This is a genomic window from Methylobacterium amylolyticum (assembly GCF_030700245.1).
In the GTDB taxonomy this organism is placed as follows: domain Bacteria; phylum Pseudomonadota; class Alphaproteobacteria; order Rhizobiales; family Beijerinckiaceae; genus Methylobacterium.
Genome location: NZ_JAUYZI010000073.1, coordinates 1 through 19,687, shown reverse-complemented (window position 1 = coordinate 19,687; position 19,687 = coordinate 1). Strand labels below are relative to the sequence as shown.

Annotated in this window: 24 protein-coding genes and 1 pseudogene; 13 read left to right on the top strand and 12 right to left on the bottom strand. The window is 69.0% G+C overall.

The genetic code is table 11. The features are described from left to right. From Q8W71_RS29670 to Q8W71_RS29660, 3 genes are all read left to right on the top strand, one after another. Positions 1-264 (top strand): DUF6118 family protein (locus tag Q8W71_RS29670; RefSeq protein WP_305528989.1); only part of this gene is annotated, 264 nt, incomplete at its 5' end. Positions 265-705: 441 nt separating this feature from the next. Further along, positions 706-1,185: a ProQ/FINO family protein gene (locus Q8W71_RS29665; protein ID WP_305528365.1), complete on the top strand. Its 480-nt coding sequence runs from the start codon at positions 706-708 to the stop codon at positions 1,183-1,185. 130 nt (positions 1,186-1,315) lie between these two features. Further along, positions 1,316-1,738: a Ros/MucR family transcriptional regulator gene (locus Q8W71_RS29660; RefSeq protein WP_305528988.1), complete on the top strand. Its 423-nt coding sequence runs from the start codon at positions 1,316-1,318 to the stop codon at positions 1,736-1,738. Between the two features lie 94 nt (positions 1,739-1,832). Here Q8W71_RS29660 and Q8W71_RS29655 read toward each other — a convergent pair whose 3' ends face one another. Both Q8W71_RS29655 and Q8W71_RS29650 read right to left on the bottom strand, forming a co-directional pair. Continuing rightward, positions 1,833-2,216 carry a helix-turn-helix domain-containing protein gene (locus Q8W71_RS29655; protein ID WP_305528987.1) on the bottom strand — a complete coding sequence of 128 codons (384 nt, stop codon included), beginning with the start codon at positions 2,214-2,216 and terminating at the stop codon, positions 1,833-1,835. Positions 2,217-2,251: 35 nt separating this feature from the next. Next, entirely contained in the window at positions 2,252-2,554 is a 303-nt protein-coding gene (locus Q8W71_RS29650; protein ID WP_305528986.1) for a type II toxin-antitoxin system HigB family toxin, read from the bottom strand. A gap of 362 nt (positions 2,555-2,916) precedes the next feature. Here Q8W71_RS29650 and Q8W71_RS29645 point away from each other — a divergent pair, with 362 nt between their 5' ends. Further along, a complete protein-coding gene (locus Q8W71_RS29645) occupies positions 2,917-3,240 on the top strand; it encodes a hypothetical protein (protein ID WP_305528985.1) in 324 nt (107 codons plus the stop codon). A gap of 48 nt (positions 3,241-3,288) precedes the next feature. Here Q8W71_RS29645 and Q8W71_RS29640 read toward each other — a convergent pair whose 3' ends face one another. Beyond that, the gene (locus Q8W71_RS29640; RefSeq protein WP_305528984.1) at positions 3,289-3,519 is read right to left on the bottom strand and encodes a DUF6894 family protein; all 231 of its coding nucleotides are present in this window, start codon (positions 3,517-3,519) and stop codon (positions 3,289-3,291) included. 352 nt (positions 3,520-3,871) lie between these two features. Here Q8W71_RS29640 and Q8W71_RS29635 point away from each other — a divergent pair, with 352 nt between their 5' ends. The 3 genes from Q8W71_RS29635 to Q8W71_RS29625 are packed head-to-tail and all read left to right on the top strand — an operon-like array spanning position 3,872 to position 6,899. Then, positions 3,872-6,295, top strand: a complete 2,424-nt coding sequence (locus Q8W71_RS29635) for a GAF domain-containing protein (RefSeq protein ID WP_370875578.1) — start codon at positions 3,872-3,874, stop codon at positions 6,293-6,295. Positions 6,296-6,297: 2 nt separating this feature from the next. Next, positions 6,298-6,672: a response regulator gene (locus Q8W71_RS29630; protein ID WP_305528982.1), complete on the top strand. Its 375-nt coding sequence runs from the start codon at positions 6,298-6,300 to the stop codon at positions 6,670-6,672. After that, positions 6,669-6,899 (top strand): hypothetical protein, encoded by a 231-nt coding sequence (locus tag Q8W71_RS29625; protein WP_305528981.1) that lies wholly within the window; start codon positions 6,669-6,671, stop codon positions 6,897-6,899. Before Q8W71_RS29630 ends, Q8W71_RS29625 begins: the two co-directional genes overlap by 4 nt. A gap of 797 nt (positions 6,900-7,696) precedes the next feature. Here Q8W71_RS29625 and Q8W71_RS29620 read toward each other — a convergent pair. Next, positions 7,697-7,921 (bottom strand): hypothetical protein, encoded by a 225-nt coding sequence (locus Q8W71_RS29620; protein WP_305528980.1) that lies wholly within the window; start codon positions 7,919-7,921, stop codon positions 7,697-7,699. Between the two features lie 326 nt (positions 7,922-8,247). Here Q8W71_RS29620 and Q8W71_RS29615 point away from each other — a divergent pair, with 326 nt between their 5' ends. After that, complete coding sequence (locus tag Q8W71_RS29615; protein WP_305528979.1) at positions 8,248-8,811, top strand: fasciclin domain-containing protein; 564 nt, start codon at positions 8,248-8,250, stop codon at positions 8,809-8,811. A 31-nt stretch (positions 8,812-8,842) separates the two neighbouring features. On the opposite strand, the gene Q8W71_RS29610 is transcribed toward Q8W71_RS29615, so the two are convergent. The 4 genes from Q8W71_RS29610 to Q8W71_RS29595 form a co-directional block, all read right to left on the bottom strand. After that, entirely contained in the window at positions 8,843-9,538 is a 696-nt protein-coding gene (locus Q8W71_RS29610) for an anti-sigma factor (protein ID WP_305528978.1), read from the bottom strand. Continuing rightward, positions 9,535-10,083 (bottom strand): sigma-70 family RNA polymerase sigma factor, encoded by a 549-nt coding sequence (locus tag Q8W71_RS29605; protein WP_305528977.1) that lies wholly within the window; start codon positions 10,081-10,083, stop codon positions 9,535-9,537. Before Q8W71_RS29605 ends, Q8W71_RS29610 begins: the two co-directional genes overlap by 4 nt. 410 nt (positions 10,084-10,493) lie before the next feature. Then, entirely contained in the window at positions 10,494-10,691 is a 198-nt protein-coding gene (locus Q8W71_RS29600; protein WP_305528976.1) for a hypothetical protein, read from the bottom strand. Positions 10,692-11,077: 386 nt separating this feature from the next. Continuing rightward, a complete protein-coding gene (locus Q8W71_RS29595) occupies positions 11,078-12,088 on the bottom strand; it encodes a chemotaxis protein CheB (RefSeq protein WP_305528975.1) in 1,011 nt (336 codons plus the stop codon). Positions 12,089-12,213: 125 nt separating this feature from the next. On the opposite strand from Q8W71_RS29595, the gene Q8W71_RS29590 reads away from it, so the two are divergent. Next, positions 12,214-12,447 carry a hypothetical protein gene (locus Q8W71_RS29590; protein WP_305528974.1) on the top strand — a complete coding sequence of 78 codons (234 nt, stop codon included), beginning with the start codon at positions 12,214-12,216 and terminating at the stop codon, positions 12,445-12,447. Positions 12,448-12,735: 288 nt separating this feature from the next. Here the strand turns inward: Q8W71_RS29590 and Q8W71_RS29585 are convergent, their stop codons facing one another. Then, positions 12,736-13,485: a Crp/Fnr family transcriptional regulator gene (locus Q8W71_RS29585; protein WP_305528973.1), complete on the bottom strand. Its 750-nt coding sequence runs from the start codon at positions 13,483-13,485 to the stop codon at positions 12,736-12,738. A 137-nt stretch (positions 13,486-13,622) separates the two neighbouring features. Between Q8W71_RS29585 and Q8W71_RS29580 the strand changes: the two genes are divergently transcribed. After that, positions 13,623-14,033 carry a DUF6894 family protein gene (locus tag Q8W71_RS29580; RefSeq protein ID WP_305528972.1) on the top strand — a complete coding sequence of 137 codons (411 nt, stop codon included), beginning with the start codon at positions 13,623-13,625 and terminating at the stop codon, positions 14,031-14,033. A gap of 67 nt (positions 14,034-14,100) precedes the next feature. Then, on the top strand, positions 14,101-14,505 hold the full coding sequence (locus Q8W71_RS29575) for a DUF6894 family protein (RefSeq protein WP_305528971.1): 405 nt from the start codon (positions 14,101-14,103) through the stop codon (positions 14,503-14,505). Positions 14,506-14,640: 135 nt separating this feature from the next. On the opposite strand, the gene Q8W71_RS29570 is transcribed toward Q8W71_RS29575, so the two are convergent. From Q8W71_RS29570 to Q8W71_RS29560, 3 genes are all read right to left on the bottom strand, one after another. Then, the gene (locus tag Q8W71_RS29570; RefSeq protein WP_305528970.1) at positions 14,641-15,000 is read right to left on the bottom strand and encodes a response regulator; all 360 of its coding nucleotides are present in this window, start codon (positions 14,998-15,000) and stop codon (positions 14,641-14,643) included. 31 nt (positions 15,001-15,031) lie between these two features. Continuing rightward, positions 15,032-17,650 (bottom strand): PAS domain S-box protein, encoded by a 2,619-nt coding sequence (locus Q8W71_RS29565; protein ID WP_305528969.1) that lies wholly within the window; start codon positions 17,648-17,650, stop codon positions 15,032-15,034. Between the two features lie 558 nt (positions 17,651-18,208). Further along, the gene (locus Q8W71_RS29560) at positions 18,209-18,682 is read right to left on the bottom strand and encodes a GNAT family N-acetyltransferase (RefSeq protein ID WP_305528968.1); all 474 of its coding nucleotides are present in this window, start codon (positions 18,680-18,682) and stop codon (positions 18,209-18,211) included. A gap of 224 nt (positions 18,683-18,906) precedes the next feature. Between Q8W71_RS29560 and Q8W71_RS29555 the strand changes: the two genes are divergently transcribed. Beyond that, a complete protein-coding gene (locus Q8W71_RS29555) occupies positions 18,907-19,503 on the top strand; it encodes a recombinase family protein (protein WP_305528967.1) in 597 nt (198 codons plus the stop codon). Positions 19,504-19,528: 25 nt separating this feature from the next. Beyond that, positions 19,529-19,687: pseudogene (locus Q8W71_RS29550) on the top strand (methyl-accepting chemotaxis protein); the annotation flags it as partial.

Below are 19,687 nucleotides of genomic sequence, written 5' to 3'. Positions count from 1 at the left end.
GGGGTTCTGGCGGTGCTGGTGCTGCCGCGCGGGCTGCCGGACGGGGTGGGCCTGAGCGTGGCGGCGACGGTGCTGGGTGCGGATCGGTGGGATGCGGGGGCGGCGCTGATGCGGGCGGGGAGCGCGCCGGGCTGGCAGGGTCTGGTCGAGGCGCACCGGCTGGTGCAGGCGAACCGCGAGGCGTTGGCGGGGTGCCGGGCGGCGGCGGCGAAGGCCGGCACGGAGCAGCGCTGCACGGTGGTCGTGCCGGTGCCGACGCCGTAGGAGCGGGCGCCTCGGCGCAGCGGCGCGGGAAGCCGGTTCCGGACCCGCTCCCTCGGGTGGGTGTCGTGAATTGACAGGCGCTCTCCGCGTGGCGCGATAGATCGCGGGGCGTGCCGGGCAGAGGTAGATCCGCACGCGATGCGAGGCGCGATGGCGACCCGGAGCGAGCAACCGCGTGGATCGGTCCCGGGCAGGGCGCGCAGGTCCGCGGCCGCACCGTCGACGCGGCCGCCGCCCACCCGCGCGACCGAAACGCCGCCCGTCTCACCCGAGCCGCCGGCCCCGCGCCCGTCGCCGGCCGGCCCGACCCCGTCCGCAGGGGAGGCCGCCCCCGAGCCGGCCGCGGTCGACCCCACCGCCGCACCGCCGCGGAGCGAGCCCGCGCGGCCGTTCCGGCCCTGGACGCGGGCGCGCGGCCCGATCCGGGCCCGGGGCGGCGACGTGGAGCGGGCCCGCCGGGTCAACGACCTCTTGGTCGCGCCGATCGGCGTGCTCCCGACCGCGGAGGGCGACGTGGTGCGGCCGTTCCGGCTCGGCCTGGGCGCCGAGATCGCGGCCCGCCGCAAGCCCGAGGTGCCGGCCACCGCCCTGAAGCGGGCCATCCACGACTACGCGCGGAGCTTCCTGTACGTCTTCGCCGCGGCGCAGCCCGGCTCGATGCGCCATGACCTCGCCGGCACGCCGGTCGAGCCGGTGAGCGAGACCGATCGCCACGACGCGCAGCGCGACAGCCAAAGCCGCATCGCGCGGGCCAGGCTGCGCCGGGCCGAGCGAGAGGCCGAGGCTTCCCGGGAGGCCACGTCTCCCATCGACGCGGATCCGGATGGGACCGGCGCATCGTGCGGGCTCGCGTCTCCCGATCCGGCCGAGGGGCCGAACGGCGTGATGGACGCGGAACGATCGACGAGGCCGTGCGTGTAGGAGGCCCGCGCGCGAGGTCCGAGGCGGATCGGACAGGGGCCGCTCCCCGGGGCGGGAATTCGACCCGACCGGGTCTCGCGCGTGGTATCGCCCCTGCTCCAGCAAATCCGCTCTCGTGCAGGAGATCTTCATGACCGCGAACGACGTATCACCAGTTGTATCGCGTATCGAACTGACCGCGGAACTGGTGTGCGCCTACGTGGCGAACAACCCGGTGCCGGTGGCCGAGCTGCCCGCGCTGATCGCCGGGGTCCACGCGGCCATGAACGGTTTGGCAGAGGGCGGCGCGACGGTTGCTGAAGCTGCGGCTGAGAAGGCGACGTCCGCGCAGATCCGCAAATCGATCACCCACGCGGCGCTGATCAGCTTCATCGACGGCAAGCCCTACAAGACCCTCAAGCGCCACCTCGGCACCCATGGACTGACGGTCGAGGGCTACCGCGCGCGCTACGGCCTGCCGGACGACTATCCGATCGTCGCGCCGGGCTACTCGGAGGCGCGTTCGGCGCTGGCCAGGAGCCTCGGCCTCGGCCGAAAGGTGGCAGAGGCATAGCCCACCCCGGCGGTTCGAAGGCGGTTGGGCGTGGAAAGGCGTGGAGCCGGTCGTCCGATATCATCAGGGCTGTCGGTGAGGGCGCTCTCGACGGTCAGGCGGCCGCCCCCTCCAGCCGGTACGGTACGGCGAGTAACTCCAGCGGCAGATGCCACGCGGTGCTGATGCGGTGGGCCTGCTCCAGGGTAAGGCATCGCTTCCGGTTCAGGATCTCCGAGGCGCGCGAGCGGGATCCGAGAAGGTCTGCCAGTTCGGTTTGGCTGCGACCGAGATCTTCGATCGCATAGTGCAGGATACGCACCGGGTCGGATGGTCCGAGGGGGTGGTGCCGGTTCTCATAGGCTTCGATGAGGATGGCGAGCACGTCGAAGCGGTCGCTCTCGGGGCTGCCGAGGGCGGGCTCGTCGGTGAAGTAAGGCTCGATCTCCTTTAGCGCCCACTGATAGTCGGCCTCGTCGCGGATCGGGCGAATGTCCATGCCTGTATCCCCTGTCCTGGTGGTGTTCGTAGGCGTCAGAGCGAAACGGTCTCCGTGTCGATGCGATCGTATTCGGCGTGTGTTCCGATGAACTTGATGAGCACGCGGCGATGTGCGTAGGCAACGTGGACGATCAGCCGGAACTCGTTGCGCCGGATGTCGAAGATCACGCGGTTGTCACCGACGAAATCGACCCCCTTCCCGAAAGTCGTTTTTACGTCCTCAGGGCCCGTCCACTGCGCCTTGGATGCGCGCGCGTACCACTCGCGCAATGCAGGCTCCGAGCGCGGGTGGCGCTCCCAAAACTCCTGGAGTCTGCGCTTGGCGATGACCTGCATGGGCGTCTTATACCCAGTTCCACATCTGGGAACAAGGGTGACACGCCCATACACCTTAACGTTCAGCCACGGCGACAGGGATATGTCCCGCTTCCGCGACGATCCTCCGCGCGAAGCGGTGCCCATAGGGCCATCCTGCTCTGGGGTCCGACGCCCGAGCTTTCGCATGCTGGTGGACGAGGGCGGGCGCGTGAAGAATGCACTCGCCGCTCGGACAGGGGCCGCTCCCCGGGGCGGGAATTCGACCCGACCGGGTCTCGCGCGTGGTATCGCCCCTGCTCCAGCAAATCCGCTCTCGTGCAGGAGATCTTCATGACCGCGAACGACGTATCACCAGTTGTTGCTAGCGGCGTGAGCGGCCGGTGGCGCTGCTCGGGCACGTCGGCACGCTGACGCACCGGCGCGTCGTCGGCTGGGCGTGGGAGACGGAGGCGCCGGACGATGCGGTGACGGTGCTCGTGGCGATCGAGCGGCGGGTGCTGGGGCGATGCCGAGCCGATCGCTACAGCGACGACCTGGTGGTGGAAGGCGTCGGCGACGGGCGGCATGCCTTCGCGCTCGACCTGCCGGCTCGGCTGCTCTCGCCGCGGCGGGCCTATGAGATCAGCGTGCGCCGCGAGGAGGACGGCCTACACTTACCTGGCTCGCCCTATGTGCTGGAGCCGGCGGTGCGCATCGTGCGGTAGGCGCCAGCCGGCTCTTCCCGCCAGCCCCGCCGCCCGCCATGGACGGGCCTACAGCCTTGAGACGGACAGGCTCATCCGTGCCGTCATCACCCGCTCGCCCCGTTCATCGGCGGCATCGGCCCGGAACTCGTTCCGGCTGCCGGGCTTGCCCTCGTCGCTCATGATGGCGGCAAGGGTCTGGCGCAGCAGTTTCTCCAGCGCATCCAGGTCCGGTAGTTCGGTCCCTTCCCCATCCTGGACCATAACCCCGTCGGACGTCGTCACGAAGTAGCGTGGCACGCGGTACTCCCCCTCTGTCGGGCGGGAGCGTGAAAACTCTCGGTCGTAGGGCGCCCAGGCTGTGCAATCCAACGATTGTGCAGTTTTATACGAGGCAGACGCTGCCGCCACCACATAGGTCAGGCCGCCCCGCCGCTCCATAAATCAGGATCGGCGCTGCCACACACGCGAACCCGAACCGTGTCCGCGCGGCTACCCCGTCGGATGAGCAACCTTCATCGACTAATCGCCTCAGTGGCTAATGACGGCCTGTCGGGCTAAGCCAGGTCATACGTTGGTCCCGTGGGCGATGCCGTATCCTGTTCCACCCGCCGTCCACGACCCCGCGCGCCTCGGCGCGCTGGACGGCTACGTGATCCTCGATACCCCGGCCGAGCCGGGGTTCGACGGCATTGTGCAGCTCGCCTGCCAGCTCTGCGATGTGCCGGTGGCGCTCGTCAGCTTGGTCACCGAGGACCGGCAATGGTTCAAGGCGCGGGTCGGCTTCGCCCCGAGCGAAACCGACCTCAACAGCTCGGTCTGCGCCCACGCGCTCGCCCAGCCCGACGCCGTCCTGATCGTCCCGGACCTCACCCGAGACCCGCGCACCGCAGGCAATCCTTTGGTTACGGGTGAGCCCTTCATTCGGTTCTATGCGGGCGCGCCGCTGCGGACCGAAAGTGGACTCGTGCTCGGCAGCTTGTGCGTCATCGACCGGGAGCCTCGTCCGGAGGGCCTGACCCCGGCGCAGCAGACCGGCCTGCGCTTGCTAGCAGAGCAGGTGATGAGCCAGCTTGAGCTGCGCCGTGCCGTGACCTCGCGGGACACCTTGCGGACCGCCGAAGGCGAAGCCTACCGGGCGCGCGAGGCGCTGCGCGACACGCAGGCGGATATCGCCGCCGCACAGGGCGACCTGGACGCGATCATGCACGCCGTGGTGGCCGGGGCCATGCGGGCGGTGCCGGCAGCCGAGGGCGGCGTGGTCGAGCTGATCGACGGCGACGCCTTGGAGTATGCCGTTGCGGGGGGCAGCCTCGCCGCGCATCAGGGTGCGCGCGCGCAGCTCAACGGCAGCACCTCGGGGGCGTGCGCGCGGACCAACGCGCCGATCCTGCTCCTCGACGCCCGCACCGACCCGCGCGTTGATACCGAGCTGGCGGCGCGCATCGGCCTGGGGTCGGCGATCCACGCGCCGATCGCACGCGTCGGCCAAGTGTTGGGCGTGCTCAAGCTGCAAGCCGCCCACCCTTTCGCGTTCAGCACTGCGGACCTCGCCTTGCTCGGCCTGTTCGCCGGCGCGGCCACCGCCGGGCTGACCGAAGCGGCTGCCCGCGCCGAGGTGCACGCCAAGGATGCTTATTGGCGGGGGATGTTCGACCGCCTGAGCGAGGGCTTCGTGGTCGGCGAGATGGTGCGCGACGCCGCCGGGAAGGTCCACGACTGGCGCTACATCGAGGTCAATCCGGCTTGGGGTGAGCTGGTCGGCTTCGACCCCGCCCAAGCGGTCGGTCGCACGGTGCGTGAGCTGATCCCCACCATAGAGGAGGCGTGGATCAGCGAGTTCGCCGAGGTGGTCGAGACTGGCGAGGTCAACGCGTTCACCCGCCAAGTCGGTGCCTTAGGGCGCTGGTACGAGGGCCGGGCGTTTCGGATCGACCGTGAACGCTTCGGGCTGATCTTCCTAGAGGTGACAGCCCGCGTCGAGGCGGACGCCCGTCGGCTCGCGCTGCTGGCGTTGGGCGACCGCCTGCGCGACCTGAGCACCGCTGCCGAGATGACCTACGCCGCCGCCGAGATCGTGGGCCGCACCCTGGGGGCGACCCGTGCCGGGTTCGGGCGCGTCGAGGGCGACGTGGAGGTGATCGACATCGAGCCGGACTGGACCGCGCCCGGCCAAGTCAGCGTCGCCGGCCGGCACCGCTACGACGATTACGGCGACATCCGCGAGCATCTGCGGCGCGGCGAGCCACTGGTGGTCGATGATGTGGCCAGCGACCCGCGCACCCATAGTGACGCCGCGATCTGGCAGGGCCTCGACATCAACGCCTTCGTGCACATGCCGGTGCGCGAGCGCGGGCGCACGGTGGCGGTGTTCATCGTCCACGACGTGCAGGTGCGGCGGTGGACCGCCGACGAGCTGGCGTTCCTGCGCAACGTGGCCGACCGGGTCGAGGTCGGCGTGGCGCGGGTGCGCGCCGAGGAGTTGCAGGGGGTGCTCAACAAGGAGCTGGCCCACCGCCTGAAGAACACCCTCTCCATCGTCCAGTCGATCGCCACGCAGACTTTGCGCGGGGTGGCCGAGCGCGAGCCGGTGGAGGCGTTCGAGCGACGGGTGCTGGCCCTGTCGCGCGCCCACGACGTGCTGATGCAGAAGAGCTGGACGGCGGCCAAGCTGCGAGCGGTGATGGAAGGCGTGCTGAGTATGCAGGCCGGCCTGGACCGCTTCGCGTTCGACGGGCCGGACATGGACATATCCCCTCAGGCCGCCCTGTCGCTGTCGCTGCTGCTGCACGAACTGGCGACCAACGCACTCAAGTACGGTGCACTCTCGGCCGAGACCGGCACGGTGTGGATCGGATGGCGCACCGAAGACGGAAAGGTCCCCAACCTCGTGCTCGGCTGGAACGAGAGCGGCGGGCCGGCGGTGACGGCGCCGAGCGGGCGCGGGGGGTTCGGCTCGAAGCTGATCCGCATGGGGCTGGTGGGAACGCGCGCCGCTAGCCTCCGTTACGACTCCGTGGGCTTGCACGCTGAGTTCCGCGCGCCGTTGGCGGACATACAGGTTCAAGTACACTGATTATGGCGCAAGCTGATCCGTCGCGGCCCACGTACGTGCTGGTCGTTGAAGATGATCCCATCTTGATGATGGCGCTGGTCGATTACGTCGAGAATGCCGGGTGTGAGGCGATCGAGGCGAACACCGTCGCCGAGGCGATCCGTCTGCTGGAGATGCGACCCGACATCCGCATGGTGTTCACCGACCTCGACATGCGCGGCTCAACCGCCGGCATGCAGTTGGCGCTGTCTATCCGCGACCGCTGGCCGCCGATTGAGCTACTGATGATCTCCTCGCAGACGTGGGACGCGGCGCAGATCCCCGATCGGGGGGTGGTGCTGGGCAAGCCATTCGACCGGCGCAAGATCGTCGCGGCGATCCGTCGGTTTGCGGCTTGAAGAACGGGACCTTAGCGTTCCTCGTGACCATGCTGCGCCCGGCGCGCGGCGAGCCGGGCAAGGACCAGTCCACGGCGTTCGAGGTGGCCTCCGAGATCGAGGCGGTGCGCATCGCCCAAGAAGGTGCAATGATCGCCGGCCGGCAGGGCAACGCCGTGACCTATGAAGTACACACCGGCGATGGGCGGTTAGTCGTGTCGTATTCGAGTGTGTCCCTACCGCGCTGAGCGGCCTAACCTTGCAACACGAGGTTCCATAAAATCAGACACCCGACGTTCCATGACCTCCACATTCGTGCGGTTCGAGAAAGGCGCGGGGGAGCGGCCGCTCCGCAAACGAAGTTCCAACAGGGCGTGCTGCGGTCGAGCCTATCGACAGCGGTCGGCGGCATGCATGCCGCTTTCCTAACGATCGAGGACGGCCAGTTCGATCGCGACGCGGGTCCAGAACCAGACGCGCTGCCCATCCCGATGCCGCGCCCGTTCGCAAGCCGGGCGCCGGACGTGGCGCTTCCCGGTCCGCTTCCTCGATTTGTTCCACCATCGAGAAGCACAAAACCGGCTCGTCCTGAACGACGAGGACGATGGAGGTTTGGGTGGGAAATCCATCGCCTTACGGGTATGCACCGCCTTCATGAGCGCTCGGGCTTCGTCAAGCGAAGCTCGCCCGCCAGCCGTGCGCCGACCTCTGTGGCGTATATGTAGGCTGATCGCTCCATCACCTCGCCCGCCTTCGACAGCAGCACCCACCGGAACCCGCCTCGGTGTGGCTCGACGGCGATCCTCAGATCGTCGTGATCTCCTCTTTCCGGCATCGTCACTCCGAGACCACAGACTGCCCGTGCTGAGAGACCGCCGGGCCAGCCGTGCCTTCAAGTCGTCGGCCAGTTGAGATCGAGGATCGGCGGTCGGTGAGGCATCGGCCGACATTCGCTCCCTGCCGCCTCTCCGCCGAGGGCGAGGTCACGCCATGGCCGCGGGTGGAGGAGGAGCCGGTGCGGCCCCTCCTTCCGATACGAACGACCTTACATCCGGTTGTTCTTCATCATCCGGCGCTTCATCATCTTCTTCCGCATCATGCGCTTCTTCATCATCATCCGCTCGCTGCGGGTCATGGCGACCTGCTTGACGCCGGACTGACCGGTCTGGAGGCCGGTCATCGACAACGGAGCGGCCGAGGCCGGGCCGGCGCCTAGGATCAGGCCACCGAGCAGCGTGACGGCGGCGAGCGTGAGGGGCGTCTTCGTCATGGTGATCTCCCGTAAGAGGACGGACATGCTGTCCGGACACTCAGGAGAAGCAGGAATTTCCTCGCTAAGTTTCTTGAAATATTGAGGAATTTGTCACCCCGAGGAGGGCGCACAGGACTGGCGAGGCGCTGGGGAGCTTGCCCCACGCCGAGCCCAATCCGGGCTTCGGCAGCTTCATACGGCCCACGGGCCACAGAAGTTTCAGGTACGGCGGCTCGCACGCCATATCGGAGAACTTTGGAGATCTACCGCCTGAAACTTCCCGAGATGATCGCCCGTACCGATGGCGTACCCCCAGTTCCGGGGGCATCGGGAGGATCACCAGAATGCCTGGAAAGTTCAGCGGCCGACGCGCCGTCCAGATTGTCGCCCTGGCCCTCGCTCTTGGAGCGGCCGGTGGTGCGCAGGCCAAGAACCCAATGGTCGGCGGCGCGCCGATGTACGCCAACAAGACGATCGTCGAGAACGCGGTCAACTCGAAGGATCACACCACGCTGGTCGCCGCCGTGAAGGCGGCCGGCCTCGTCGACACGCTGAGCGGTCCGGGCCCGTTCACGGTGTTCGCCCCCACCAACGCCGCCTTCGCCAAGCTGCCGCCGGGCACGGTGGAGAGCCTCGTGCAGCCGCAGAACAAGCCGACGCTGACCAAGATCCTTACCTACCACGTCGTCCCGGACCTCTACACCGCCAAGGACCTGATGGCGCTGGCCAAGAAGGGCGGCGGCCAGGGCCAACTCACAACCGTCCAGGGCGAGCCGCTGGCGGTCGAGACGAAAGGCAAGAAGGTCTACGTCACCGACGTGAAGGGCAACACGGTCGCGGTGACCATCCCGAACGTGATGCAGTCGAACGGTGTGATCCACGTCGTCAACGGCGTGCTGATGCCCTGAGCGCGCGAGTGGCGTCCGCAGCCCGCGGGCGCTACTCGGCGATCAGTTTGCCGGTGTAGATCACCGGACCGGTCGGCTGCCCACTCGGGGAGCCACCGGGCGGCTCGACGGACACCGCGATCGTGCCATCGGATCTCGTATCCGGCGGCAGCGAGATGCGGCTTGGGACAGCACCCACGAGGCCCAGCGGCTTCGGTCCCGCGGCACCGACGTACCACATCTCTAAGCTTCGTCCGGCGGGAGCCTCGGCACTGATCGGGCGGACCTGCGCCGTGCCAGCCGCCAGATCGACCTGCACGATGAGTGCGGGGACGGCTCCTCCGCCCTGGACCACCGCGAGGTAGCGGGCTCCTCCCTCTCGCGCTCGCCAGAGGGGTCCGACCGTGACGAACAGGGCGAGCCCCGCGGCGAGCAGACCGGCACCCGACGCGACGCGCTGCCAGCGCCGCAATCTGATGCGAAGGGCGGCAATCTCTCCCTGAGCTCGAAGCGGATCTACCCGAACGGCCCGGAGGATCGCGTCGCGCAGGCCCGGCGGGGGCGGCACGACAGGCACGGCATCCATCAGTGGGGCGAACCGCCGCTCCCAGTCACGCAGCCGAGCGAGAGCCATCGGGTCTGCGGCGACTTCGCGTACCACAGCCGCCCGTTCCTCGGCGTCGAGGGTGCCGAGCACGTACTCGGCCGCACGCAGGTCCGCCTCGGACCACCCGATGTCGGCGCTCACGACACCTCCTCCAGGCAGGCCTTCAGGGCTGCGATCGAGCGGTGCAGCCAAGTCTTGATCGTGTTGACGGGCCGATCGTGCAGGCGGGCGAGCTCCTCGCGCGATAAGCCCTCGCAGTAGGCGCGTACCACGCAATCGCGGTGGGCCGCGTCGAGCCGTCCGAGACAGACGGCGAGTGCGTCCCGGTCCCGGAACGTCGCCGCATCGTCGCGCGGATCGATCAACCGAGCCTCCCAGTCCTCGCCGACATCCCCAACCGCTCTTCGCACCTCGGCCTTGCGCACGCTGTCGATCGCGCGGTTGCGGGCGATCGTCCCGAGCCATGGCATCGGGCGTCCCGCGTCCGGTGCGTAGGACCCGGCCGACTGCCAGATCCGCAGGTACGCGTCCTGAAGCACGTCCTCCGCCAACGCACGGTCGCGCTGGATACGCAGGATCAGGCCGAAGAGTTTCGGGCTGGTGAGGTCGTAGAGTTCGGCGAACATGTCCTCGTCGCCACGCGCGATCCCGCTCAGCAACCGTCGCAGTGCGAGATCATCGATCAAGATCAACGTAACCTGATCTGTAGATGGTCTTGCCGAGGTGGCTGATCAGACTGAATCACGGAGGGTTCCAAGACTGCAAACAGCGCCGGAAAGGCCCGTCGCGGCAGACTGCCGGATGGGCCTCGCTCCAGGTCGCAGGTGTTGCCGCGAGACTGAGAGAAGTGGCGTCGCTGTTGAGACGGGCGCCGCGCAAACGGTAGCACGAGAAAAGCGTATGAGGCCAAGCGCCGGTCACGGATATGGCCTGCTGCCGGGTTCACGGACAATGACCCGCCCCGGGAGCCGGACGGTGGACGAGCGCTGCCGACAGCCGGCAGACTGGTCTTCATCACCGAAGCCATCCGCAGCTACATCGCGGCCCCAGGGCGAGTGCCACCGAGCATGGGCATGGTCCCGCCTTGCAGTGTGGCTCAGACGGCCGCCCAATCGGCCGCGATCTGCTTCCCGGTGCGTGCGGCACGCTCACGCTGAGCACTGACGGCAGCGATCAGCGTGAAATAGGCGCTCCACGCGCCGAGCGCGCGCATCCGCTCGGCCATGATCAGGGTTTCCACCGCCGTGGTCTCGGCGCGGATGGTTCGACGAACGATAGGGTTGCGGTTCGGCATGGCGGTTTCGCGTTTGGATTGTGCGATGGTGTGGGGCTGCGGTTAAGGACCTGTTGCTGGCGATCCATGCCGAACCTGCGAGTACCGGTTGGCATGGCCGGCGCTAAGCCATGTCGGGATGGAAGCTGATGATCCGCGGCCGCTCTATCTGTCCGAATGACGGTGGTCGAACGGACGCTTCCGGTTTCGACCCGTCTCGGACCATCGGAAGGTCCGCTTGTGGCTGGTTCGGATGGGTCCAGACCCTCGGCACTGGGTGCCTCGAAACTCTGATCGAGACCCATTCGAGACGTCAGAAGCGTCTCACGGCGCCGCCTCGCCCGGGTATACCTTACTGAAACATAGCATCATCACGAGGTGCGCCTTCTACCGCTCACATCCCGTGATCACCCGGCCGCAGGCTCGGTACTTTTTATGCCCTCCAGCGCACCGAGAACCGCCTCCCGGATCGTGTTGGCCCGCTCGCGGTACTCCCGCGCCCGCGCCTCGTGCAGCTCCGCCAGCGCAGCCCGTCCGCACCGGCGCTCGTCCGTGGCCATGCGCGACACCAGTTCCGCCCGCTCCTCGATGATCCGCAGCGCCACCCGCATCGCCTCGTCCACCCGGTCCTCCTGCTCGTGGGCGAGCGCGTCCGCCCCGTAGGCGTGCCCGACCTGGCAGCGAAAGCGCAGCGGCCGCCCACCCCGGACCTTCGACAGCACGCCCCCACAATCCGGGCAGCTCAAGGCTACGGGATCGGCGAACCGGGTCAGCAGCGCCGTGCCGGCTTGGCCGCCGGCGGCAACCTCTACCTCGAAGGCCAACTCCTCGGGCACCGTCAGGCGCGGCCCCGCCGGCTGCCGGACCAGATCGGACAAGGTCCCGGCGATCGCTGCGGCTGGCAGGGACAGGCCGGCGGTCGTGGCTTGGCGGGCGCGCGTCGGCATCTCGGGAAATTCGGCCTCGGCCGGATCCTGCACCAGGGCGACGCCACCGCAGCGCTCGATCGCGTCCAGCCCCGCGGCGCCGTCCGAGAGCAGGCCGCTGAGGACCACCCCGACCACGCGCGGGCCGTGGTGCAGGGCGGCCGAGCGGAACAGCGGGTCGATGGCGGGGCGGGTCATGTTCTCGCGCGGACCGCGGCCCAGGGTGATGTGGCCGTCGAAGACGATGAGATGGTGGTCGGGCACGGCGACGTAGACGTGGCCCCGCTCCAAGCGCAGGCCGTCCTCGGCCTGATGCACCGCCAGAGGCCCGGCGTTCGCCAGCGAGCGCACGAGGGCGGGCCCGCGCGCCGGGATGTGCAGGACGACGAGAACCACCGCCGGCAGGTCGGCGGGCAGGTCGGCGAGGATCGCCCGCAGCGGTGCGATGGCGCCCGCCGATCCGCCGATGACGATGAGGTCGCGATTATGCATGACGCCCGGCATACCCTAGAAATCGACGTCACGGGCCGGCCGCGCCGTCCCGATCCGCCGGCGCGGTCGTTCCCACCGCGCCATCCGCGCGGACGCGGCGCATCCGCAGGGGGGACGGGATGGGCATGGATCGGCGCGCGGAGGTGCAGCGCCTGAACGCCGCGGACCACCACATCGGTACCGCCGAGCGGCTGATCGCCGAGCAGCGTCTACGGATCGCATACCTGGGTGCGGACAACCCCGTCGGCACCGATGCGGAACGCCTGTTGCGCACGATGCAGCAGACGCTCACCGTCCTCCGTGAGCACCGCCAGCTCATCGTCGCCACGATCGAGCAGATCGACGCCGGGCTCGCCTGAACCGGAGGCATCATCGATGCCCGCAGACTTCGACGCGCTCCACGACGCGACCGTCCAGGCCGTGGCACGATCCCGAGCGGCGCTCGCTCAGTCCAAGCGGGCGCTGACGGCGAGCGCGACCTGCCTCGCCAGCAGCAACGCCGCGATCGAAGCGGCGCGGCGAATGCTGACCGACTGCCCCCTCGATCCGGGCTTCGGGAGCCTGGATAGGGCACCCGTCTCACCTGTCCCCCGATCCGACCCGCCCGCAGATCCTGTGATGGTCGTGCAGCCGGATCCGCCGCGCGTTCAGCCCATGCGCGCGTCGAGCCGCGCCGCTTCGCCGCCGAGGTGCAGATAACTCGGGTCGAACTGCGCCACCCGTCGCAGACCGTCCTCGTCGAGGATCGACAGCCGCCGATCCCGCAGCGCGATCAGGCCATCGGCGTGCAACTGCTTCAGCGTGCGGTTGATGTGCACGCTCGTCATGCCGATCACGTCGGCCAACTCCTCCTGCGTCAGCGGCAGCGGCAGCGCGCCGTCCGCAGTGGTCGCCGACCCGAGCACGCGCAGGCGGCAGGCCAGCTCGCAGAAGACGTGCGCCAGCCGCTCAATCGCGCTGCGGCGACCGAGGCTCAGCGCCCACTCGCGCTGCATCGCCGCGGCGGACAGCGCCTCCCACCTGAAGGCGCGGACGAGGTGCGGACGAGCGCCGATCAACCCCTCGAACGCCGCGGGCTCGACCTCGGCCACCGTCACCTCTCTGAACGCGCCCACCGAGTGATCCATGGGGCACCCGACGAGGACGCCGTGGTCGCAGAAGTCGCCGGGAAGCAGCACGGCCAGAGTCTGGCGGCGGCCGTCGTTCAGGTGCTTGTAGCGGCCGGCCCAGCCCGACAGCAGGACGTGCACGACCCGGGACACGTCACCTTCGCGGACGATGTCCACGCCCGGTCGGTAGCGCCGGACATGCGCGTCGGTCAGCGCGGCGAGGGCGGCCTTGTCACTGCCCGACAGGCGGGCGAACAGCTTCAGCTTGGTGACCAGCGGGTTCGTCATCGCCGGTGCTCCTCCCCGCACCCAACCCATGTATGGGCGGCCGGGCTTGATTCACATCAAGATCGGGGTCGTCTGACGCTAACTTAGGTTATGTCTGCGCTGTGGCGGCATAACCCAGGCTCGGTGCCTCACTCGCGATGCCGCTGTTCCTGTTCCACCTGCGCACGCCGGACGGCCTCGACCGGGACGATCTCGGGGTCGAGTTCGAGAGCCTGGAGGCGGCCTACCTCGACGTGTGCGTCACCATCCAGGAGATGGCGGCGGACTACGTGCGCCAGGGCGTGAACCCGCTGCCGTTCGCCTTCGTCATCGCCGACGCGGCGGAGGCGGAGCTGATGGAGGTGCCGTTCGCCGAGCGACTGCGCGACGGGCGGGCCCCGGTGCGGCCGGAGCCGAGGCCCGAGGTGCCCGATCTCGTCGGGGATCTCCAGCGTGGACGGCAGCTCGTGGCGGCGATGCGCGCCGAGGTCGTCGCGATGACCGTTGGGGTTGCGGAGGGACGCGAGGCTGCGCGGCGTGCGTGGGCGCTGTTGCGAGCCTGTCGCTAGCCGCCCATCTGGACGGGCGACACCGGCCCCCTACCGTCATATGGCACGACGTGCAGCCCTCGACACGATGCCGCGGTTCCATTTCCATCTGCTGACGCCCGACGGGCTGGAGCGCGATGAGGACGGACTGGCGTTCGCCGACCTCGACGCCGCCTATCTGCAAGCCTACGCGACGATCCCGGCGCTGGCGCGGGAGCTGTTGAAGGTGGGCCGCGATCCGCTGGGCTGCGCCTTCGTGATCGTCGACGAGGCGGAGCGGCGTCTGCTTGAGGTTCCGTTCCGCGAGCGGATCCGCGGAGGATCGGGGGCGGGACGCGGGCGGCCAGTGGCGAGTTGCCACAGCGAGCGGGCGCAGGATCTGGTGGAGAGCCTGCGCCGGGAGCGGGCGCTGCTGCGCGAGAACCTCGACCGAACCCGAGCGATCCTTGCGGCCAGTCGGGCACACGGCCGCGGCGTGAATAGGGTTCCATAGCCGCGCTCATGCGAGTGGCGAGCCATCTCGCTCCATTCGCCACACCTCCCACTCGACGGTATGGCAGGGGCTCGATGTCAGCTGGCTATCATTGCTGGCAGAACGCCCGGGCGGTTGCCGGCCCGGCGGACGTGCTCAGCCCAGCGCCTTGCGAACCGCCGCTGCCAGGAACGGCTTGTCGAAGAAGTGGGCCCCCCCCGGCAACGCGTCGGGTCGCGGCAGGGCCGAGCACACGATGATGCGCGTGCCCGGCCAGCGCCGGGCTACTTCGCGGGCAAGGTCGGCCCCGTCCCGCTCCCCCGGCATGCGCACGTCGGTGAACAGCAGGTCCACCCCGCCGAGACGCTCGACCGCCGCCAGCGCACTCGCCGCGTCGTGCGCCTCCGCCACCTCGTAGCCCTCGTCGGCTAGGAAATCGCTCGTCTCGAAGCGCATCAGCGGCTCATCCTCCGCGACGACGGCCAGGGCGCGATGCCGGGGGGACGGGGTACTCATGGGGAGTGAACAGGCGGGATCGGGCTTCGTTTCACCCTCGTGGCGCCGCGGTCGTCTCGCGCGTGGCCCCGAACGCGGCGAGCGGCGCGGTCAGCGTGCAGACCACGCCCTCGGGCGGGTAGTCCAGCGAGAGTTCCCCGCCCACCTGCGTGGCCAGCGCGCGCTGGATGAACCGCGAGCCGAACCCCTTACGCGTCGGTGGCGCCACTAGCGGCCCGCCCCGCTCCCGCCAGCGCAGCCGCAACAGCGGCTCGCCGCCGTCCGCCAGCCGCTCCCAATCGACCTCGACGCGGCCGTCCCCGTTCGACAGCGCCCCGTACTTGGCCGCGTTGGTCGCCAACTCGTGCAGCATCAGCGACAGAGACAGCGCCTGGTCGGCCCCGATCCCCTCGTCCGGCCCGGACACCTGGATCCGGTCGCCCCCGGCGCCGTGCACCGCGAGCGCTTCCCGGACCACGTCCCGGATCCGCGTGCCCGCCAGCGCCCCGCCCATCAACAGGTCGTGCGCCTTGCCCAGCGCGATCAGCCGCCCGCCCAGCACGTCGCGCGCCTCCTCGACCGCGCTGGCCGCCCGCATGGTCTGCGCGGCGATGGACTGCACCATCGCCAGCAGGTTCTTCATCCGGTGGCTGAGCTCGTGGTTGAGCAAGTCCCGTCGTGCCTCCGCCTCGACCCGCGCGACGGCTGACCGGGTGCGATCGACGACGTTGCGAACGAATGCGATGTCCTCCGGCGCCCACGCACCCGGCTCAGCCCTCAAGCCGTAGAACAGGGCCACGAGCCGGCCGTGCTCCAGCACCGGCAAATTGAGCAGCCCGCGCGCGCTGATCGCGGCCAGGGCGTCGGCGTCCTCGGCCGTCCGGGGGTCGCCGGCGGTGTCCCCGATGACGACGTTGCGCCCCGCTTTGAGGTCCTCGATGTACGAGCCGTAGTCGCGGAAACGATGCAGACCGGCGATGTCGGTCAGGCCCGGCGCGGTCCACTCCTGCTCCACCAGGATCGTCTCCGCGGAGAGATCGACCTGGCCGTAGCCCGCATGGCTCAGCCCGAGGGTGCGCCCCATGATCTCGGCGGCGATCCGGGTAATTTCCCTCCTGTCGTCCACGTCGCGCAGGCGGTCGCCCAGCTCGGCCGTCGCCGCGCGGCGGGCCTCGGTCCGCTTGCGGTCTGAGATCTCTAGGAACAGCGCCGCGAACCGCCGCTCGTCCTGCCTGCTGGCCCGCACCTCGAACGTGCGATGCAGCTCTGGGACGTGGATCTCGAAGTTCTCGGGCGCGCCGGTCTCGATCACGCGGGCGTAGGTGTCGATCAGCCACTGCGGGATGTCCGGCACGAGGTCGCGCATCGTGCGCCCGGCGCTGTCGGCGGGCAGCCCGGTCAGCCCGGCGAAGGCCGGGTTCACCTCCAAGAACCGGAAGTCCACCGCTCGGCCGTCCGCATCCCGGACCAGTTCGGCGCTGAGGAAGCCCTCCTGCATCCCGGTGAACAAGCCGCGCCAGCGCTCCTCGCTGGCCGCGAGCCGGCCCTCGACGGACTTCTGTTCGGTGATGTCGCGGGACACCGACAGGATCTTCTCCGGGCGCTCGTCCGCGCCCAGGATCGGCGTGACCTGCACGTCCCACCACTTCGGCGTGCCGAGGTAGGTGTCGGCCGCCCCCTGGAAGTGTCCGACGCCCCCGGCCTTGGCCGCATCCAGCGCCACGACGGCGTCGGCGTGCCCTTGGCCTTGCCAGAAGTTCAGCCACGGGCAGCCGCGGATGTGGTTGAAGTCGCTGACCTCCATCACCCGCATGCCGCCCTCGCTCATGAAGGTCAGGTCGCCGTCGAGGTCGAGCACCTTGATGCAGTCGGCCGAGGAGGCCAGCACGCCGCGCATGAACTCGGCGTCGGCCTGCTGCTTGGCCGCGGCCTCGCGCTGCGGGGTGCGGTCGCTCATCGCCTTGACGAAGCCGCGATGCTCCCCGCCCACCCCACGTAGAGGCGTCATGTCGCCGGCCGCGTAGAACCGCCGCCCATCCTTGCGAAGGTGCCAGCGCTCGTCCTCGGCGCTGCCGTCCGCCAGGGCCCGACGCATCTCGGCCTCGGCCCGCCCCGCCGCGCGATCCTCGGGGGTAAAGATCCGCTCCACGGTCCGCCCCCGCATCTCCTCGGCCGACCAGCCCAGGATGCGCTCGGCCCCGACGTTCCAGTCGGTGATGCGGCCCTCGGTGTCCGTGGCGATGATCGCCATCTCGATGGCGCTGTCCAGGATCGCGCGCTGGCGCTCCTCGCTCTCGACTAGGCGCGCGCGGTTGCGGTGGACCTCGGTGACATCGAGTTGGCTGCCGAAGCGGTAGAGTAGCCGCCCGTCCGCGCCGTAGACGGGCCCGACGAATAGGTGGTTGACGAAGGGCGTGCCGTCGCGGCGGTGGTTGGTGATCTCCAGGGCGATATCGCGGTCCTCGGCCAGCGCGGCGCGCAGCTCGGCGAGGCGGTTGGGTTCGGTGTCGGGCCCCTGGAGGAAGCGGCAGTTGCGCCCCATCACCTCGTCGGCGGCGTAGCCGGTCAGCTCCAGGAAGGCGCGGTTGGCGAAGACGATGGGATCGTTGGGCCGGTTGGGGTCGGTGACGATCATCGGCAGGCCGGTCTTCTCGACCGCCGAGAACAACACGTCGGCCCCGGCCGGGGTGGAGCGGCCGGGCGGCGCTTCACTGCGAAGGCCGCCGCCCTCGATCTCTCCTTGCCCGGGGCCTTTGGCGCAACGGGCTCGCAGGCGGAGCACCTCAGCCTCCAGTTCCGCACGGGTAAGTGACGTGAGATCGGTGTCCATTGGTTCGGGCAAGGCGGGGCGGACGGAGCTGCTATTGAGCCGGTGCTTCCATGCTTGACTAGAGGACGTTGCACCTTGCGTCACGCCGGTCCGACGCGCGTCGATGTCGCTCCGAGCGTGCCGTAACCTCCCGCTTATGCGAATGCTCGGCAGGTAGATCGGGTCCGCTTCTGGGCGACGAGCCATCTACTGCTCCCCACCCGGAGTAGCCGTTCCCGGTGCGTCCGGAAGGGGGTGGTACACCGGACGCTTCCGGTTACGACCCAACTCAGTCAATAGCGGTGCGTTTCGTGATACTTAAGAGCAGTCATCGATCCGCCTTCCACGACAAACCCCCAATTTGCAGCAGCTACTGATTGGGAACGCCAGCGAGATAGATGGTGCCAACCAGCGGCAAACTCACGAAGGATTGAGTCGGACATCCAAATCTTTTGACAGGGTCAAGTAGGAGCCAACATTTCCGATGATGGCGTAACCTGCCGCTTCGTAGAAGCGTATGGCGGGATTACCTTCGAACACATGCAGTTCAGCAATCTCGCACCCGAGTCGAGCTGCATTTTCTTCGAAACTTGCCAGCAGCAAACGCCCAATCGCGCGTCGGCGGTAATCGGATTTGACGTGGATAGAGGCCAGGGTCGCAGTCAGGGACGCCTTCTCCCAGAACATATAGCCGACTTTCTCACCACCCACAGCGCCAACAACCGTATAGGGCAGGCAACGCACCCATTGTTCGAGGTGGCGATTCATCGCCGATTGCCAAGCCCGAATGTTCTGTGGCTCGTAGTCCGTGATGTAGGCATGTTCGAGTTGGAAGATCAAAGGCAGATCGGCCGGCTCCCCCGGCAACAGGTGGATGTCATCCCAATCGCCCACGTTCAATCGTCCTCAATGGTCCGATATCGAACGGCTTTTGCCGGAAAGCTGACGGCCTGCAAACCACCCTACTTGATCGTTCACGCTGCGTCCGGAAGGGGATCGTTCAGCGGACACCGGCCGACCCGCCCGCAAACCCGCGATCTGCCGAGGCAGCCCGCGTCTCACTCGATTGGTACGATAAGAATTGCAGTGACCGGGCCTCATACGTTACAGTCCGGCCCATGACGCACGTGCTGATCGGCTACGCCCGCTGCTCGACCGAGAAGCAGGACCTCGCCGCACAGCGCCACGCCCTGCTCCAGCTCGGGGTGGAGCCCGAGCGCATCTACACCGACAAGGGCTTCACCGGGACGAACCGAGCCCGCCCCGGCCTCGACCAGGCGCTGGCGGCGGTGCGGGGCGGCGACACCCTGGTGGTGCCCAAGCTCGACCGGCTCGCCCGCTCCGTGCCGGACGCGCGCGCGATCGGCGACGCGCTCGCCGCCCGGGGGGTGAAGCTCCAGCTCGGCGCCAGCGTGCACGACCCGGCCGACCCGATGGGCAAGCTGTTCTTCAACATCCTGGCCACCTTCGCGGAGTTCGAGGCGGACCTGATCCGGCTGCGCACGCGCGAGGGCATGGCGGTGGCGCGTGCCAAGGGGAAGCTGCGCGGCAAGAAGCCGAAGCTGTCCGACCGGCAGCAGAAGGAGCTGCGCCGGATGTACGACACCGGCGAGTACGCGATCAGCGACCTGGCCGAGCTGTTCGGGATCTCACGGCCGACGGTCTACCGGACTCTCGGGCGCCAGCCCGCCACGCCCGCCGTCGCAGCAGCCTGAGCGGACGCCCTCGGGGCCACCGGTAGCGGCCGAGGAACTCGGCGCCTCGGTGCAGGAGATCGGCCGGCAGGTGCAGGGCTCGGCGGCGTTGGCCCAGCGCGCGATGGGCGAGGCGGACCAGACGGCCCACCTCGTGCAGGAACTCAACGGCGCGGTCGCCCGGATCGGCGACGTGGTCGGGCTG